This is a genomic window from Streptomyces sp. P1-3, from assembly GCF_050613155.1.
GTDB lineage: Bacteria > Actinomycetota > Actinomycetes > Streptomycetales > Streptomycetaceae > Streptomyces.
Window position 1 is genome coordinate 3,858,255 of sequence record NZ_CP192512.1, and the last position, 16,709, is coordinate 3,874,963.

Below are 16,709 nucleotides of genomic sequence, written 5' to 3' on the forward strand. Positions count from 1 at the left end.
CGGTCCCTCCCCAGCTTCCCCCTACGAGGAGGTCGCCATGACGGTCCTTGAGCAGCCCGGTGCGTACCGGCCGACTCCCCCGCCCGCCTGGCGGCCGCGTGTCGAGGCGGCGCCGCTGCTGCCCGACGCGGAGCCGTTCCGTGTGCTGGGCACGCCCGCCGCGGCGGATGTCGCTCCCGAGCTGCTGACCAGGCTGTACGAGGAACTGGTGCGCGGCCGCCGGTACAACGCGCAGGCGACCGCGCTCACCAGGCAGGGCCGACTCGCCGTCTACCCCTCCTCCACCGGCCAGGAGGCGTGCCAGGTGGCCGCCGCACTGGCGCTGCAGGAGCAGGACTGGCTCTTCCCCAGCTACCGCGACACCCTGGCCGCCGTCGTCCGGGGCCTGGACCCGGTGCAGGCGCTCACCCTGCTGCGCGGAGACTGGCACAACGGCTACGACCCGCACGAGTGCCGAGTGGCGCCGCTGTCCACCCCGCTGGCCACCCAGCTCCCGCACGCGGTGGGCCTCGCGCACGCCGCGCGGCTCAAGGGCGACGACGTGGTGGCACTGGCCGTGGTGGGGGACGGGGGCACCAGCGAGGGCGACTTCCACGAGGCCCTGAACTTCGCGGCGGTCTGGCAGGCACCGGTGGTCTTCCTCGTCCAGAACAACGGCTTCGCGATCTCCGTGCCCCTCGCCAAGCAGACGGCGGCCCCCTCTTTGGCCCACAAGGCCGTCGGATACGGCATGCCCGGCAGGCTGGTCGACGGCAACGACGCGGTGGCGGTCCACCAGGTGCTGTCCGAGGCCGTGCGGCGGGCCCGCGAGGGCGGCGGGCCGACTCTCGTGGAGGCCGTCACCTACCGGATCGACGCGCACACCAACGCCGACGACGCGACCCGCTACAGGTCCGAAGCGGAGCTGGCCGCGTGGCGCGCCCACGACCCGATCGACCTGGTGGAAGCCGAGCTGAGAGGACGCGCTCTCATCGACGACGACGGCATAGAGGCCGCCCGCCAGGCAGCCGAGGCCATGGCCGCGCGGCTCCGGGAGGGCATGAACCAGGAGCCCGTGCTGGACCCGATGCAGCTGTTCGAGCATGTCTACGCCGAGAAGACCAGCCAGTTGCGGGAGCAGGCGGCACAGCTGCGCGCCGAGCTCGACGCCGAATCCCAGGAGCAGGAGGGGGAGCGATGACCACCGCGACTGTCGAGACCGCCCGCAAGCCCGCCACCATGGCGCAGGCGCTGGGCCGCGCGCTGCGCGACGCCATGGCCGAGGACCCGTCGGTGCACGTCCTCGGCGAGGACGTGGGCACGCTCGGCGGCGTCTTCCGGATCACCGACGGCCTGGCCAAGGAGTTCGGCGACGACCGGTGCACGGACACGCCGCTGGCGGAGGCGGGCATCCTGGGCACCGCCGTCGGAATGGCGATGTACGGTCTGCGACCCGTGGTCGAGATGCAGTTCGACGCCTTCGCCTATCCCGCGTTCGAGCAGCTCATCAGCCATGTCTCGCGGATGCGGAACCGCACGCGCGGCGCGCTGCCGCTGCCGCTGACCGTGCGGGTGCCCTACGGCGGCGGGATCGGCGGTGTCGAGCACCACAGCGACTCCTCCGAGGCGTACTACATGGCCACGCCCGGCCTGCACGTCGTCGCCCCGGCCACCGTCGCCGACGCCTACGGACTGCTGCGCGCCGCCATCGCCTCGGACGACCCGGTGGTCTTCCTCGAACCCAAGCGGCTGTACTGGTCGAAGGCGGACTGGTCGGCCGACCGGCCGGAGGAGGTCGCGCCCATAGGGCGCGCGGTGGTGCGGCGGCACTCATCGGGGGCCGGGGGAGCCGCGACGCTCGTTTCGTACGGACCGTCGGTGCCGGTGTGCCTGGAGGCCGCCGAGGCGGCCCGCGCCGAGGGCTGGGACCTCGAAGTGGTCGACCTGCGCTCCCTGGTGCCGTTCGACGACGAGACGGTCTGCGCGTCGGTGCGCAGGACCGGCCGGGCGATCGTGGTGCACGAGTCGGCCGGTTTCGGCGGCCCCGGAGGAGAGATCGCCGCACGGATCACTGAGCGCTGCTTCCACCATCTGGAGGCGCCGGTGCTGCGGGTCGCCGGGTTCGACATCCCGTACCCGCCGCCCAAGCTGGAGCGGCACCATCTGCCGGGCGTGGACCGGGTGCTCGACACCGTGGCCCGGCTCCAGTGGGAGTCGCAGTGGACTGAGGGGAGCGGGGACTGATGCCGGTGGTACGCGAGTTCACGCTGCCCGATCTGGGCGAGGGCCTCACCGAGGCGCTGATCGTGCGCTGGCTGGTGGACGTGGGCGAAGTGGTCGTCGTCGACCAGTTGGTGGTGGAGGTCGAGACCGCCAAGGCGATGGTGGAAGTGCCGTGTCCGTACGGAGGCGTGGTGACGGCCCGCTTCGGTGAGGAGGGCACCGAACTCCCGGTGGGGGCCCCGCTGCTGACCGTCGCCGTCCCGTCCGTGGGGGGCACCTCCGGCGGCGCGGCGGCACCGGACACCGGGTCCGTCGGCGGAACGGGCACCGGAAGCGAATCCGGTGCGGGCGCGAGCGCGGCAGCGGGCACCGGCGCTGATGAGGGCTCGGGCAACGTGCTGGTCGGATACGGCACCGGGGCACCGGCTGCCCGCAGGCGGCGGGTACGGCCGGTGGGCGGCGTGGGAGGCCCGGGGGGCGGCTCCCGCACGGGCGGTGGTCCGGTGCGGGGCCCCGAGGTGGCTGTCGGCGGTCCGGCGGTGAGCGGTCCTGTGCGGGGTCCCGAGGCGCCCGCCGGCGGTGCGGTGGTGAGTGGTGCGGGCGGCGACGGTGCGGTGTGGGACCAGGGCGCTCGTCCAGGCCGAGGTCATGTGGAAGCCCGGGCCGCGGGCGCGGTGGGCGGTGCGGGGGCGGCGGAGCACGCGGCGCCGGGTACCGCTCCCGAGGCACCGGTGGCGGTGATCTCCCCACTGGTCCGGCGACTCGCCCGGGAGCACGGGCTGGACCTGCGGGAGGTGACCGGTAGCGGCCCCGACGGGCTGATCCTGCGAGCCGATGTCGAGCGCGCCGTACGGGCGGGCGCTGACGTCACGGCGCCTAGGCCGGGGGCGGGCGTGGCCGTCGGCGAGGGGCTCGGCGTGCCGGTTGGAGGCGTGGTCGGTACGGGCCCCGCCGCGGTGGGTGTCGGTACAGGCACCCGGTCGGTGGGTGTCAGTGCCGGTACGGGCACTGGGGCGATGGGCGCCGGAGGGCCGACGGGACTGCCGGCGAGAGTGGAGCGCATACCGCTGCGAGGGCTGCGCGGGGCGGTCGCGGACAAGCTCAGCCGCAGCCGGACCGAGATCCCTGATGCCACCTGCTGGGTGGACGCCGACGCCACCGAACTCCTCGCGGCCCGCTCCGCGATGAACGCGGCCGGCGGGCCCACGATCTCGCTGCTCGCCCTGCTGGCACGGATCTGTACGGCAGGACTGGCCCGGTTCCCCGAGCTCAACGCCACTGTGGACACCGAGGCCAGGGAGATCGTCCGGTTGCCCGCCGTACACCTCGGCTTCGCGGCGCAGACCGACCGCGGGTTGGTCGTCCCCGTTGTACGGGACGCGCACACACGCAGTGCCGAGGGGCTGGGCGCGGAGATGGCGCGCCTGACGGAGGCGGCGCGGGCGGGCCGGATCACTCCCGCCGAGCTGACGGGCGGCACGTTCACGCTGAACAACTACGGCGTGTTCGGGGTCGACGGTTCGACACCGATCATCAACCACCCCGAGGCCGCGATGCTCGGCGTCGGGCGGATCGTGCCCAAGCCGTGGGTGCACGAGGGAGAGCTGGCGATACGGAAGGTGGTGCAGCTGTCGTTCACCTTCGACCACCGGGTGTGCGACGGGGGGACCGCTGGAGGATTCCTGCGGTACGTGGCCGACTGCGTCGAGCATCCAGCGGTGCTGCTGCGGTCCGTCTGACGGGCCCGGCAGGCGCTCTTACGACCGGGGGTCGTAAGGGGTGGTCGGGTGTTCGTGCGACCGGGTCGTATGGGTGGTCGGTGCTCGTACGGTCGGGTGGCATCGGGTGGTCGGCTCCCGTATGGCTTGGTGCGGTGCGGTGCGGTGCGGTGCGTGCGGTGCGGTGCGCGGCGTGGTCGATGGGAGAAGGCCTAGGCGGGAGCGGGACGACGCCGGGGTGCGGCCATACTCGTGGGATGAGCGCGGGTGGATACGACGCGGTGATCCTCGCCGGGGGCGCGGCGCGGCGGCTGGACGGTGCCGGCAAGCCCGGCCTGAGCGTGGGTGGGCGAGCACTGCTCGACCGGGTGCTGAGCGCGTGCGCCGACGCCCGGCGGACCGTTGTCGTCGGCCCGCGCCGTCCCACCGCACGACCCGTGCGCTGGACGCGTGAGGAACCACCCGGCGGTGGTCCGCTGGCCGCGCTCGCCGCCGGGCTGTGCGAGGTGACCGCCCCCGTCGTGCTCGTGCTCTCGGCGGACCTGCCGTTTCTCACGGCGGACACGGTCGGGGTGCTGCGGGCGGGGCTGGCCGAGGCCGGGACGGAGGGCATGCTGCTCACGGACGGCTCGGGCCGCGAACAGCCGCTGGTCGCGGCCTACCGCGCCGAATCCCTGCGCCGCGAGCTCGCGCTGCTCGCCACCGAGCACGGCCGCCTGAGCGGCCTGCCATTGCGGCTCCTGACCGCCGAACTGTCGCTCGGCCGCCTGCACCACCCCAGTGCGTCGTTCGACTGCGACACCTGGGATGACATCAGCGCGGCCCGCGCGCGCATCAGGGAGCATGGACACGTGCTGGATGAATGGATCTCCGCAGTCAAGGCGGAGCTCGGTATCGATCTCGACGTCGACACGGCCGCGCTTCTCGACCTTGCCCGGGACGCGGCCCACGGGGTCGCCCGCCCTGCCGCGCCGCTGACCACCTTCCTCGTCGGTTACGCCGCCGCGCAGCGGGGCGGCGGCCCCGAAGAGCTGGCCGAGGCGACCCGCAAGGCCGTCGCGCTGGCTGCCCGGTGGGCCGACGAGACCGGGACGCCGGGGCAGTCCGCGGGATGACCGGGCGGGAGCGGGACGTGGACCGCGAGGTCGAGCAGGCGCTGGCGCTCGCCAACGAGGGGCGTGGCGGTCGCAACGACGGGCGCCGGGGCGGCGACGATGGGCGCGGCGATGGGCGCGGCGATGGGCGCGGTGGTGGCACCGCCGCCGTCCGGCCCGGTGGGTCTGCCGCCGTCCGGTCTGGTGCGCCCGCTGGTGACCGGTCTGGTGCGGTCGCCGGTGGTGACCGGTCCTGTGTGTGCTCCAGTACGCCGGGTGCGCGCTCCGATGGGGGCTCCGATGGGCGCTCCGACGCGGGTGGCAGCGCCGGGCGGGCCGCGCGGGCCGACTGGGATCCGTGGGAAGAGCGGGACGAACGGCACGAGCGGCATGTGTGGCACGAGCAGCGCGAGCGGCTTTCGTGGGAGCCGTGGGATGAGTCCGCATCTGTCCGTACCGGGAGCGGTGCGGCTCCCGCCTGCGGTTCTCCTTTGGGGGAGGAGCCGGGTTCCGGTCCGGATTCGGGCTCGGGTTCGGGTTCGGGGTCGGGCTCAGGTTCGCGGTCGGGGTCGGATTCCGGTTTCGTGGCCGGTTCAGGACCAGGTGAAGGTTCGGGTTCGGGTCGCTCCGGCGGCGGGGCAAGGGCCCATCGTGAAGGGATCGCGTGGGCGGAGGCCCGAGCCGTCGCCGCCGGTGCCGCGGCACCCCTGGGCTCCGCCGTACGCCCGCTCGGCGGCGCGCTCGGGCACGTTCTCGCCGCTCCCCTCACCGCTCTGACCGACCTGCCTTCCTTCGACACCTCCGCCATGGACGGCTGGGCCGTGGCCGGTCCCGGCCCATGGCGGGTGCCCGACCAAGAGCAGAGCATCCTCGCAGGTCAGGAACTGTCTGCCCCGCTTCCGGACGGGTATGCGGTGCGTATCGCGACCGGTGCCCGCGTTCCCATGGGAGCCACGGCCGTCGTGCGCAGCGAGCACGGCACGATCACGGACGAGGGCTCCAGCGCGCCCGAGAGCCCTGGGGCGGCGGCCTGGCTGCGTGCCGTCGCCGGGCACCCGGTGGTGCACGGGCAGGACATCCGGCCGCGGGGCCAGGAGTGCCGTATCGGGGACGAGTTGCTGTCCGCCGGGACGCTGGTGACCGCCGCTGTCCTGGGGCTGGCCGCGGCCGCGGGTTACGACGAACTGGTCACGGTCGCCCGCCCGCGGGTGGAAGTCCTGGTCCTCGGTGATGAGTTGCTGACCGAGGGGCTCCCCCAGGACGGCCGGATCCGGGACGCTCTCGGGCCGATGCTCGGGCCGTGGCTGACAGCCCTGGGCGCCGACGTCCTGGCGACACGTCATGTGGCGGACGAGGTCGGGGCGTTGTACGCCGCCGTCGACGTCTCGACCGCCGACGTCGTCGTCACTACCGGAGGAACCGCTTCCGGCCCGGTCGACCATGTCCACCCGATGCTGCGGCGGTTCGGGGCCGAGCTGCTGGTCGACGGCGTCGCCGTGCGGCCGGGGCATCCGATGCTGCTGGCCCGGATCGCGCCGGGCAAGCATTTGGTGGGGCTGCCGGGGAATCCGCTGGCAGCTGTCTCCGGCCTGCTGACGCTGGCCGAGCCGCTGTTGCGTACGCTCTCGGGTCGTCTCCCGGTTGCCCCTGTGGTGTCGCGCGCGCAGACGGCCGTTTCCTCGACGGCGGCAGCGCCTGCGGGTGCGGGTGCGGGTGCGACGGGGGCTGGGGCTGGGGCTGGGGCTGCGAATCCGGCCGCGGCCGAGACCGGGAGTGCGGCGAGGGTGCCCTCGCCCGTGACCGCGCCGCTCTCCGCGGCCGTGCCCGGGCATCCGCGGGACACCCGGCTCGTACCCGTCTGCTACCGGAGCGGCGAGGCGGAACCGTTGCGCTTCCATGGTCCGGCGATGCTGCGCGGCATAGCGGTCGCCGACGGCCTCGCCGTCGTCCCGCCGGGCGGGGCGGAGCGCGGCGCCCGGGCCGAGGTGCTCCATCTGCCATGGGCGGCGTCGGTGCCTCCGGCCGCGCCCTCCATCACGGCCGCCGGTATGCCGTTCACCGTGCCGCCGGCCGGCCCGCCTCGTACCGCTCGCGCGCGTAGGCCTGACGATGTCGCGTGAGGCTGCCTGCACGCGTGTGAGGCTGTCTGCACGGGGGTCCCACCCCTTCCCGCCTCGGGGGTCGCCGGTGTGCCCTCGTTACGGGCAGTCAGGGGCGCGGCCCGGCGGACGGCGGGCCGGACCGGTGGGCGACGGGGCCGGACCGGTGGGCGACGGGGTCGGACCGGCGGGCGGCAGGGTCGGACCGGCGGGCGGACGACCGGGTGGCGGGTTGACCGGCATCAGCTCATCGCGGCACCGAAGGCCCGGGGCGGCGGGGACAGGAATCCGGAATCCGGAATCCGGACTCCGGAATCCGGACGTTGGGCGGGCGCCCGGTGGTGGACCGCGGGTGGCCGGATCGGCATCAGGAGTAGCCTCGCCGCCATGCATGCGATCACCATCCCCGAACCCGGCGGCCCCGAAGCCCTCGTCTGGGCCGAGGTCCCCGATCCCGTGCCCGGTGAGGGAGAGGTTCTGGTCGACGTCGCGGCCAGCGCCGTCAACCGTGCCGACCTGCTGCAGCGCCAGGGCTTCTACGATCCGCCGCCCGGCGCCTCCCCATACCCCGGACTGGAGTGCTCGGGCCGGATCGCCGCGCTCGGCCCGGGCGTCACCGGATGGGCCGTCGGCGACGAGGTGTGCGCGCTGCTGGCAGGCGGCGGCTACGCCGAGAAGGTCGCCGTCCCCGTCGGGCAGTTGCTCCCCGTTCCGGTCGGCGTCGACCTCGTCACAGCTGCCGCGCTGCCTGAAGTCGCCTGCACCGTGTGGTCGAACATCTTCCTCGTCGCCCATCTCCGGCCCGGAGAGACGCTGCTGGTGCACGGCGGCGCGAGCGGTATCGGCACCCTGGCCATTCAGCTGGCCAAGGCGGTCGGGGCGCGGGTGGCGGTGACGGCCGGGAGCGCGGACAAGCTCGACCAGTGCCGCAAGCTCGGTGCCGACATCCTCATCAACTACCGCGAACAGGACTTCGTGGAGGAGATCCGCGAGGCCACGGCGGGGGCGGGTGCGGACGTCATCCTCGACATCATCGGGGCGAAGTACCTCGATCGGAACGTGAAGGCGCTTGCTGTCAACGGCCGACTCGCGATCATCGGCCTGCAGGGCGGCGTCAAGGGCGAGTTGAACCTGGGCACGCTGCTGGCCAAGCGTGCCGCCGTCACGGCCACCTCGCTGCGTGCGCGGCCGCTGGCCGAGAAGGCGACGATCGTTGCGGCGGTACGGGAGCACGTCTGGCCGCTGATCGAGACGGGGCGGGTCCGGCCGGTCGTGGACCGTACGCTTCCGCTGCGTGAGGCGGCGGAGGGGCACCGGGTGCTCGACGCGGGTGCGCACGTGGGCAAGGTGCTTCTGACGGCCTAGTCGCCTGTCCCGGGCTGGTCGCCCCCCCCGGCGGGTCGGTCCCCGGGCGGGTTGCCCTCCGGCGGCCCCGCGCCTGGTCGGCCCCCGCGCCTGGTCGGCCCCCGGGCTGGTCGGCCCCCGGGCTGGTCGGCCCCCCGGCGGGGCGGCTCCCCAGGCTGGTTGCCCCCGCGGCCCGCGCCTGGTCGGTCTCCTCCCGGCCCCTCGTCCGGCGAGCTGTTCCCGAGATGCCGGAGGAATTCGCTCGTGTGACCCTGTACCCGTCACCTGGCGGCTTCGGGCACGGGAGGGATGACGGCGTGGCGGCAGTGATTGGTTCGCGACGTTTGGTGGTCGGCCTACTGGCTGCTGTTCTCTCGCTCTCCGTTTCGGCCCCGCTCGCCGCCGCCGACGACCGAGGCGACCTCGCGGGCAACCGTCCGGGCGCGGGCCGCGCCCACCCCGGCCGTTCGGCAGCCCCCGCCGTCCCGCCCATGGCCGACGACGAGCAGGGCGGCACCGTCCATGGATCGGCCCGGCCCGCTGTCCCGCCCGCCGCCACGGCGCCCGCGGACCGGCCTCGGTACGCCGCGGAGCGTGCCGCTGAACCCGTAGGCGACCCCGTAGGCGATCCCGTTGGCGGCGTTGGCGAAGCGGCCTCCGAACGCGCCGCCGGGTCCACCACCGGACCCGCTGCCGGCCAGCGGCGGAAGGCCGACGGGCCGACCAGCGGCCGGGCGATGCGGGTGCTGCCGCTCGGTACCGGAATGGCTCTCGCGGGGCTCGGGCTCGCGTACTTCGGACTGCGGCTCAGGCGCCGCTGACGGTATACCTACTCGATATGTCGATTCGCCACGGACTGCTGGCCCTGCTGGAGCGGGGCCCCCGTTACGGCTCCCAGCTCCGCACGGAGTTCGAGTCGCGGACCGGGGCCACCTGGCCGCTCAACGTAGGACAGGTCTATACGACCCTCGCACGCCTGGAGCGGGACGGTCTGGTCGTCCAGGGCGGCGAGGACGCGGCGGGCCACACGCTCTACTCCATCACCGACGAGGGCAGGACCGCCCTGCGCGCCTGGTACGAGACGCCCGTCGACCGCACCAGCCCGCCCCGTGACGAACTCGCGATCAAGCTGGCGATGGCCGTCGGCTCCCCTGGCGTCGATATCCGCGCCGTGATCCAGAAGCAGCGCCACCACACCGTCAGGGCCATGCAGGACTACACCCGGCTCAAGGCGCGTGCGTTGAAACCGGCCACCCGGGACGACGTGGCCTGGCTGCTCGTTCTCGAACAGCTCATCTTCCAGGCCGAGGCGGAGGCCCGCTGGCTCGACCGCTGCGAGTCCCGCCTGGTACGCCTGACGGCCGAGCTGGCGGATCGGGAAACGGGCCGGGCGCCCGCGCCCGATGAGTCCGAGGAAGCCCTGAGGGAGGACGGAGAGGATGGAGAAGGCGGAGAGGACGGAGAGGATCGAGCGGACAGTCTGGACGGCGCGGACGGTGCGGACCGTGAGGGCACCTCGGAGGGCGCCCCGGAGGGTGCCGGGGACCCGTGTGCGGACGGCGCGCGCCCGTCCGGGGACGCCGTCGCGGTTCGTGACGCCGCGGCAGGTGACGTCTCCGTAAGCCTCCGTACCTGACGTCTGAGTACGCCTCCTACGTCTCCGTAAGCCTCCGTAAGCCTCCCTACGCCTCCCTACGTCTCCGTACGTCTCCGCGCATGAGACTGCCGTACACCGACGCGCCACCGCGTGCGCGGCCGACGGCGGGACGCCCCCTCGCCCGGCGAAAAACGCGCATTCTCGCGGCACCACTGAACCGATCGCCCGACCGCGACATCCGTCTGACCAACGGACCAATGGACCAGGCACCAGCGGACCAGGGGGAACAACCGCATATGACCGAGCAGCCCGTCCTCCGACTGACAGCGCTCACCCGGATTCACGACAGCGGCGCCGCCGTGGTGCACGCCCTGCGTGGCATCGATCTCGACGTGTTTCCCGGCGAACTCGTCGCCGTCATGGGGCCGTCCGGCTCCGGGAAGTCCACCCTCCTCAGCCTCGCGGGCGGCCTCGACCAGCCGACCAGCGGTGAGGTCGTCGTCGCGGGGGAGCACCTCGCCCGGCTCAGCCGTACCCGGCTCGCGGCCGTACGCCGCCGGTGCATCGGCTACGTCGCCCAGGGAGACGACCTCAGCCCGACCCTCACCGCCGCCGAGAACATCGCCCTGCCGCGCACACGCGACGGTGTCCCGGACGGCGAGGCCCGCCGGGAGGCGCTCGCCACCCTTGCCGAGCTGGACCTGTCCGCCGTGGCGGGCCGGTTCCCTGACGAGATGTCCGGCGGCCAGCGGCAGCGTGTCGCCATCGCCCGCGGGCTCGTCGGCCACCGCCGACTGGTGCTGGCGGACGAACCGACCGGAGCGCTGGACCCCGAGACGGGGGAGTCGGTGATGGCGCTGCTGCGGGTCCGGTGCGACGCGGGCGCAGCGGCGGTGATCGTCACGCACGAGGCCAGGTACGCCGGTTGGGCGGACAGGGTCGTCTTCCTACGCGACGGGGCGATGGTGGGCCAGACCCTGTCCACTTCCGCCGAGTGGCTGCTGTCCGCCGAGGCGCACCGGTGACGGGTCTCCCCACCCGCTTCCTCCACCCGCTCACCAGCCTCGTCGGCCCCACCACCAGCCCCACCAGCCCCACCCGCTCAGTCGCACGTTCCGGCAGTGTGTCGGCATCGGCCGAAAAGCGGTGGATCAGCTGGGAACGGGGGCATCATCGACCCGAACCACAGGTGCGAGAGAATGGCCACATGAACCAGCCGATGAACGAACGGTCGCAGGAGAGCCCGCACGTCCTGGTCGTCGGCCCGGACGGCATGGCCCTCGGCAGCGCCGGAGCAGGCGACGGCAGCAGTGACGACGAGTCCCGCGAGGTTCCCGTGACGGACATGGTCGAGCAGCCCGCGAAGGTCATGCGGATCGGCAGCATGATCAAGCAGCTGTTGGAAGAGGTCAGGGCGGCGCCTCTCGACGAGGCCAGCCGGGTCCGGCTGAAGGAGATCCACTCCAGTTCGGTCAAGGAACTGGAGGACGGCCTGGCGCCGGAGCTCATCGAGGAGCTGGAGCGGCTCTCGCTGCCCTTCACGGACGAGGCCGTGCCGACCGAGGCGGAGCTGCGGATCGCCCAGGCACAGCTGGTCGGCTGGCTTGAGGGCCTGTTCCACGGGATCCAGACGGCACTGTTCGCCCAGCAGATGGCGGCCCGCGCGCAGCTGGAGCAGATGCGCCGCGCGCTGCCGGCGGGTATCGCGGGCGGCGAGGACGACGAGCACGGGCCGCACCACGGTGGTGCGCGGTCCGGCCCGTACCTCTGACGGAGCGGGTCCGTACCTCTGACCGTGCGAACGCGTACCTCTGACAGTGCGGGTCCGTACCTCTGACAGTGCGGATCCGGGCCTCTGGCAGTGCGGGCCAGGGCCGCACGCGACCGCGCATTGGCCCATGGAATCGGCCCCTCAGTCCCCCATGCCCATGCGCCGCCCCCTTCCTAGGCTGGCCGCATGAGTGATCAGCTGCGCATCTTCGTCGCCGGTGGGACGGGCGCCGTGGGGCGGCGCCTCGTCCCGCTCCTCTTGGCCGCGGGGCACCACGTCACCTCGTCCTCCCGTACACCCGAGGGCCTGGCCCGGCTGAGGGCGCAGGGCGTCACCGCCGTACCCATGGACGTCTACGACGCGGCCGCCGTGGACCGGGCGGTCGCGGCCGCCGCCCCCGACGTGGTCGTCCACCAGCTCACCGACCTCGCGTACGGCGACCCCGCCGCCAACGGGCGGATCCGCCGCGAAGGCACCCGCAACCTGGTGGGCGCGGCCAAGCGTGCCGGAGTCACCCGCATCGTCGCGCAGTCGCTGGCCTTCGCGTACGAGCCGGGTGACGGGCCCGCCGACGAGCGCACCCCGCTGGATGCCACCCCGGGCCGACGGGCCGCGATGCGCGGCAGTCTGCGGGCCCTGGAGGAGGCGTGCGCCGAACTGCCGGAGTACGTCATCCTGCGGTACGGCGAGTTCTACGGCCCCGGTACCTGGTACGCGCCCGGCGGGCCCGTCGAGGCTCTGCTGCGCGGCCGCGCCACTGACGCCCCGGCGGCCGCCCCCGCCGAGGGGCGTGAGGGCTGGCAGCGGGGCGCGGACAACGCGCTGGCGCGCTCCCGTGGCTGGCGTCCGCTCCACCCGAGCTGGCGCACGGGATTCACCGCCGACAGGTGACCGCCGACCACTCACCGCCGACCGCCGACCGCCGACCGCTGATCGTCGACCGGCCACCCGACCGAAGCCTCCGCACCAGACTCTCCGCACCAGACCCTCCGCACCAGACCCAGTGACCGCAAACGCCATGGGCCCGGCACGCACAGTGCGTGCCGGGCCCATGGCGCAAGGCTCACAGCCGAAGCTCGCCGTGCTTACTCGGGGATGCCCGTGGAGACGACCAGCTCGATCACGTTGTTGGTGTCCGGAATGAACTTGTCGTCGTAGGTGCCCTTGGGGGAGTAGTCGAGCACCGAGCCCTTGCCCCAGACGGCCTCGTTCTTCGGAGTGACCTTGTACTTCCAGCCCGCGTCCGTGATGCACTTCTTCACGGACTCGTCGAACTTGAACTGAAAGTTCGGCAGCCGGATGGCGTCGTCGTCGTCGTAGACCGTGTCGGCTTCCGTGCATTCCTCGGGGTCGATCGTCTTGCTCTTGACGTCGTTCCCCGGGTTGAAGCCGGACGGCGTGGCGCTCTTGGTCGGCGTCGGCTTGGCCTCCGGCTCGTCGTCGTCCTTGCCGCCGCCGCTGAGCGCGATGACCAGCACCACGCCGAGCACCGCCAGCGCCGCGACCACCGCGGAGCCGATGATCACCTTCTTGTTGCCGTTGTCACCGCTCCCGCTCCCGCTCCCGCTGCCTCCGCCGCTGCCGCCGGACGCGGCCGGGGTGGGCGTGACGTTGTACGGCGGCGGGGTCGAAGCCCCGCCGGGGTACGACACCGTGGGCGCCTGCGCCTGCGCGGGTGCCGAAGCCGCGAACGCCTGCTGGTGGGGGGCGGTCGGCGGCGGGGTGGAGGGCCCGAAGCCGCCCTGGTACTGGCCGGCGCCCGGCTGCGGCTGGTACGGCGTCTGCACGCCCTGCGCGCCCGGGGCCGGGGTGTCCAGCGGCGGGAAGACCGCCGAGCCGACACCCGCGCCGCTGCGCGCCGGCGGCCCGCCGGTGATGATGATCGGCGAGGTGCCGGTCTGGCCGGTGCGGCCGACCCGCTCGCACTCGTCGCGCATCGACTCGGCGGTGGGGAAGCGCTCGTTGGGGTTCTTCTTCAGCGCGCGGGCCACCAGCGCGTCCACCGCGGGCGGTATGGACTGGTTGATGGTGGAGGGCGCGACCGGCTCCTCCTGCACGTGCGCGTACGCGATGGCCAGCGGCGAGTCCGCGTCGAACGGCAGCCGTCCGGTCAGCAGCTCGAAGAGCATGATGCCGACCGAGTACAGGTCGCTGCGCGCGTCCACGCCCCGCCCCAGCGCCTGCTCGGGCGAGAGGTACTGCGGGGTGCCCACGACCATGCCGGTCTGCGTCATCGACGTGACGCCGGACTGCATGGCGCGCGCGATACCGAAGTCCATGACCTTGACCACACCGCGCTTGGTCATCATCACGTTGCCGGGCTTGATGTCGCGGTGGACCAGGCCCATCTCGTGGCTGACCTCGAGAGCGGCGAGCACATCGCCGGTGATCTTCAGGGCCTTGTCGGTGGGCATCGCCCCGTACTGCTGGACGTCGGTGTCGAGCGCCGAGCGCAGCGGCTGGCCCTCGACGTACTCCATGATGATGTACGGCATCAGGGAGCCGTTGATGTCGTCCTCGCCGGTGTCGAAGACCGAGACGATGTTGGTGTGCGAGAGCTTGGCCACGGCCTGCGCCTCGCGCCGGAAGCGCTCGCGGAAGGACTGCTCGCGCCCGAGCTCGGTGTGCAGGGTCTTGATGGCGACCTGCCGGTCCAGCGCGGTGTCGTAGGCGAGGTGCACCGACGCCATGCCGCCCTCGCCGAGCAGATCCTGGAGCTGGTACCGGCCGCCGCCGATCGACTGGCCCGCGAAGCGGCCTTGTGCGCCGTGCTGGCTCATTGTTTTACTTCCCCCTCGGCGCACTGCCCTGACGCATGGATCCGCGCTCTGATCGTCCTGTTGAGTCGCTGACCGTGATCTTGGTGATCGCCGTGTCTTGATCTCGCTGTTCCCGATATCTTCGCCAAGTCTGCCGCAGGCCACGGACACGTCAAGCCGCGTGCCCGATCCGTGACCGGATGCGCAAGAAGCCACCACGTGATTTGCGTCGCTTACCCCGTAACGGGTTTGATGACCGGTCCATCCCGGACCGGAGTACGGCGCGGAGCCTGTAGCGTGAAGAGCCGGAGCACCGTATACCGCCCGCGCAAGCGGACAGATCACGACGGCGAGGACCGATGGCACAGACCCAGAGCGCCCAAGGGCCCTCCGAACCTGATGCTGGGGGCGCCGTGGGGGGCAATGGAATGCCCGATTCGCCGGAAATCTGGGGGAATGGTGGTCTGGTCGGCGACGGCCGCTACCGCCTCACCCACCGGCTCGGCCGCGGCGGCATGGCCGAGGTCTTCGCCGCCGAGGACGTCCGCCTGGGCCGTACGGTCGCGGTGAAGCTGCTCCGCGCCGACCTGGCCGAGGACCCGGTCTCCAAGGCCCGGTTCACGCGCGAGGCGCAGTCGGTCGCCGGGCTCAACCACCATGCCGTCGTCGCCGTCTACGACTCCGGCGAGGACACGGTGCTGCACAGCGGCTCCGCGGCAGGCGGCCAGCACACCGTCCCGTACATCGTGATGGAGCTGGTCCAGGGCCGGACCATCCGGGATCTGCTGATCAACGCCGACGCGCCGCCGCCGGAGCAGGCGCTGATCATCGTCTCCGGGGTGCTGGAGGCGCTGGCCTACAGCCACCAGCACGGGATCGTGCACCGCGACATCAAGCCCGCCAACGTGATCATCACCAACAGCGGCGCGGTGAAGGTCATGGACTTCGGCATCGCCCGTGCCCTGCACGGCGCGTCGTCCACCACCATGACCCAGACCGGCATGGTCATGGGCACGCCCCAGTACCTCTCCCCCGAGCAGGCCCTCGGCAAGGCCGTGGACCACCGCTCGGACCTGTACGCCACCGGCTGCCTGCTGTACGAACTGCTGGCGCTGCGCCCGCCGTTCGTCGGCGAGACCCCGCTGTCGGTGGTCTACCAGCACGTTCAGGACGTGCCGGTGCCGCCGTCGGAGATCTCCGACGGCGCGGTGCCGCCGGAGCTGGACGGGATGGTGATGCGCGCGCTCGCCAAGGACCCGGACGACCGGTTCCAGAGCGCGGAGGAGATGCGCGGCCTGGTGCAGTACGCGCTGCAGATGCTCCAGGAGGCCGGTGGCCACACCGGTACGTGGAACACCGGGCCGATCCCCCAGCACCTGGGCGGCTCGACCGCGGCGATGGGCCTGCCCGGCACCACGGCCCTGCCGCACCCCGGCCAGGGGGACACCTCGCAGCAGCCGGCCGTGGCCGGTCGCTACGGGGACGACGGCGGATACGACGGCTATGACGGGTACGACGACGGGTCCGGGCGGGGCGGGGGCGGCCGCCGCGGCCGCGGGAAGGTGGTGCTGCTGGTCGTGCTGGCGGTGATCGCCATCGCGGCGGGCGTCGCGTTCGCGCTGGACCTCGACGGCAACAAGAAGGACCCCGGCAGGGACAAGCCGGGCCCGTCCACGTCGCATTCCAGCACCAAGGACCCGACGAGGAAGCCGACCGAGACGCCGACGCAGACCCAGCAGCCGGGGGACACGGGCGGCAACACGGGCGGCTACACGCCGAGTACGGGGCCGACGTACGACACCCAGACCCCGAGCACGGGGCCGACGGAGCCGACCGATCCGCCGACGGAGCCCACGGACCCGCCGACCGAGCCCACGGACCCGCCGACCGAGCCGACCGATCCGCCGACGGAGCCGACCGATCCGCCGACCGAGCCCACCGACCCGACGGACACCGGTGGCGTGACGGGTGGCGAAGACGGCGGAGTGGGCCCCTGACGACGGCCTTCGACCGAATCGGCCCCTGACGACCGCCTTCGGCCGCGTGCGTCGCCGACCCGGAGATGTACGGGGACCCGGAGATGCACGGGGACCGGAGACGTACGGGGGCCCGGAGACGTACGGGG

The 16,709-nt window shown here is 73.0% G+C and carries 12 protein-coding genes and 1 pseudogene; 12 read left to right on the forward strand and 1 reads right to left on the reverse strand.

What is annotated here, in order from left to right; all coding sequences use genetic code 11:
* The first annotated feature begins 37 nt into the window (after positions 1 to 37).
* The 11 genes and pseudogenes from pdhA (at position 38) to ACQUSR_RS16535 (ending at position 12,716) form a co-directional block, all read left to right on the forward strand.
* The gene (gene pdhA, locus ACQUSR_RS16485; protein ID WP_431043325.1) at positions 38 to 1,180 is read left to right on the forward strand and encodes a pyruvate dehydrogenase (acetyl-transferring) E1 component subunit alpha; all 1,143 of its coding nucleotides are present in this window, start codon (positions 38 to 40) and stop codon (positions 1,178 to 1,180) included.
* On the forward strand, positions 1,177 to 2,223 hold the full coding sequence (locus tag ACQUSR_RS16490) for an alpha-ketoacid dehydrogenase subunit beta (protein WP_431043326.1): 1,047 nt from the start codon (positions 1,177 to 1,179) through the stop codon (positions 2,221 to 2,223). Before pdhA ends, ACQUSR_RS16490 begins: the two co-directional genes overlap by 4 nt.
* Positions 2,223 to 3,941 carry a dihydrolipoamide acetyltransferase family protein gene (locus tag ACQUSR_RS16495; RefSeq protein ID WP_431043327.1) on the forward strand — a complete coding sequence of 573 codons (1,719 nt, stop codon included), beginning with the start codon at positions 2,223 to 2,225 and terminating at the stop codon, positions 3,939 to 3,941. Before ACQUSR_RS16490 ends, ACQUSR_RS16495 begins: the two co-directional genes overlap by 1 nt.
* A gap of 236 nt (positions 3,942 to 4,177) precedes the next feature.
* A complete protein-coding gene (locus ACQUSR_RS16500) occupies positions 4,178 to 5,035 on the forward strand; it encodes a DUF6457 domain-containing protein (protein ID WP_431043328.1) in 858 nt (285 codons plus the stop codon).
* 470 nt (positions 5,036 to 5,505) lie between these two features.
* Positions 5,506 to 7,134, forward strand: a complete 1,629-nt coding sequence (locus ACQUSR_RS16505) for a molybdopterin molybdotransferase MoeA (RefSeq protein ID WP_431047631.1) — start codon at positions 5,506 to 5,508, stop codon at positions 7,132 to 7,134.
* 366 nt (positions 7,135 to 7,500) lie between these two features.
* The gene (locus tag ACQUSR_RS16510; RefSeq protein WP_431043329.1) at positions 7,501 to 8,478 is read left to right on the forward strand and encodes an NAD(P)H-quinone oxidoreductase; all 978 of its coding nucleotides are present in this window, start codon (positions 7,501 to 7,503) and stop codon (positions 8,476 to 8,478) included.
* Positions 8,479 to 8,774: 296 nt separating this feature from the next.
* On the forward strand, positions 8,775 to 9,278 hold the full coding sequence (locus ACQUSR_RS16515; protein WP_431043330.1) for a hypothetical protein: 504 nt from the start codon (positions 8,775 to 8,777) through the stop codon (positions 9,276 to 9,278).
* A gap of 17 nt (positions 9,279 to 9,295) precedes the next feature.
* Positions 9,296 to 9,859: pseudogene (locus ACQUSR_RS16520) on the forward strand (PadR family transcriptional regulator); the annotation flags it as partial.
* Between the two features lie 491 nt (positions 9,860 to 10,350).
* Positions 10,351 to 11,079, forward strand: a complete 729-nt coding sequence (locus ACQUSR_RS16525; protein ID WP_431043331.1) for an ABC transporter ATP-binding protein — start codon at positions 10,351 to 10,353, stop codon at positions 11,077 to 11,079.
* 182 nt (positions 11,080 to 11,261) lie between these two features.
* Positions 11,262 to 11,825 carry a bacterial proteasome activator family protein gene (locus ACQUSR_RS16530; RefSeq protein ID WP_304462826.1) on the forward strand — a complete coding sequence of 188 codons (564 nt, stop codon included), beginning with the start codon at positions 11,262 to 11,264 and terminating at the stop codon, positions 11,823 to 11,825.
* A gap of 186 nt (positions 11,826 to 12,011) precedes the next feature.
* Complete coding sequence (locus tag ACQUSR_RS16535; protein ID WP_431043332.1) at positions 12,012 to 12,716, forward strand: NAD-dependent epimerase/dehydratase family protein; 705 nt, start codon at positions 12,012 to 12,014, stop codon at positions 12,714 to 12,716.
* A 194-nt stretch (positions 12,717 to 12,910) separates the two neighbouring features.
* Here the strand turns inward: ACQUSR_RS16535 and ACQUSR_RS16540 are convergent, their stop codons facing one another.
* A complete protein-coding gene (locus tag ACQUSR_RS16540; protein WP_431043333.1) occupies positions 12,911 to 14,605 on the reverse strand; it encodes a protein kinase domain-containing protein in 1,695 nt (564 codons plus the stop codon).
* A gap of 338 nt (positions 14,606 to 14,943) precedes the next feature.
* On the opposite strand from ACQUSR_RS16540, the gene ACQUSR_RS16545 reads away from it, so the two are divergent.
* Entirely contained in the window at positions 14,944 to 16,581 is a 1,638-nt protein-coding gene (locus ACQUSR_RS16545) for a protein kinase domain-containing protein (RefSeq protein ID WP_431043334.1), read from the forward strand.
* The last annotated feature ends 128 nt before the right edge of the window (positions 16,582 to 16,709 follow it).

What these genes read in the sequence shown, in the direction of transcription:
- ACQUSR_RS16490 (WP_431043326.1), top strand. Translation starts at nt 1,177, where the DNA reads ATGACCACCGCGACTGTCGAGACCGCCCGCAAGCCCGCCACCATGGCG.
- ACQUSR_RS16500 (WP_431043328.1), top strand. Translation starts at nt 4,178, where the DNA reads ATGAGCGCGGGTGGATACGACGCGGTGATCCTCGCCGGGGGCGCGGCG.
- ACQUSR_RS16525 (WP_431043331.1), top strand. Translation starts at nt 10,351, where the DNA reads ATGACCGAGCAGCCCGTCCTCCGACTGACAGCGCTCACCCGGATTCAC.
- pdhA (WP_431043325.1), top strand. Translation starts at nt 38, where the DNA reads ATGACGGTCCTTGAGCAGCCCGGTGCGTACCGGCCGACTCCCCCGCCC.
- ACQUSR_RS16530 (WP_304462826.1), top strand. Translation starts at nt 11,262, where the DNA reads ATGAACCAGCCGATGAACGAACGGTCGCAGGAGAGCCCGCACGTCCTG.
- ACQUSR_RS16540 (WP_431043333.1), bottom strand. Translation starts at nt 14,605, where the DNA reads ATGAGCCAGCACGGCGCACAAGGCCGCTTCGCGGGCCAGTCGATCGGC.
- ACQUSR_RS16495 (WP_431043327.1), top strand. Translation starts at nt 2,223, where the DNA reads ATGCCGGTGGTACGCGAGTTCACGCTGCCCGATCTGGGCGAGGGCCTC.
- ACQUSR_RS16510 (WP_431043329.1), top strand. Translation starts at nt 7,501, where the DNA reads ATGCATGCGATCACCATCCCCGAACCCGGCGGCCCCGAAGCCCTCGTC.
- ACQUSR_RS16535 (WP_431043332.1), top strand. Translation starts at nt 12,012, where the DNA reads ATGAGTGATCAGCTGCGCATCTTCGTCGCCGGTGGGACGGGCGCCGTG.
- ACQUSR_RS16545 (WP_431043334.1), top strand. Translation starts at nt 14,944, where the DNA reads ATGGCACAGACCCAGAGCGCCCAAGGGCCCTCCGAACCTGATGCTGGG.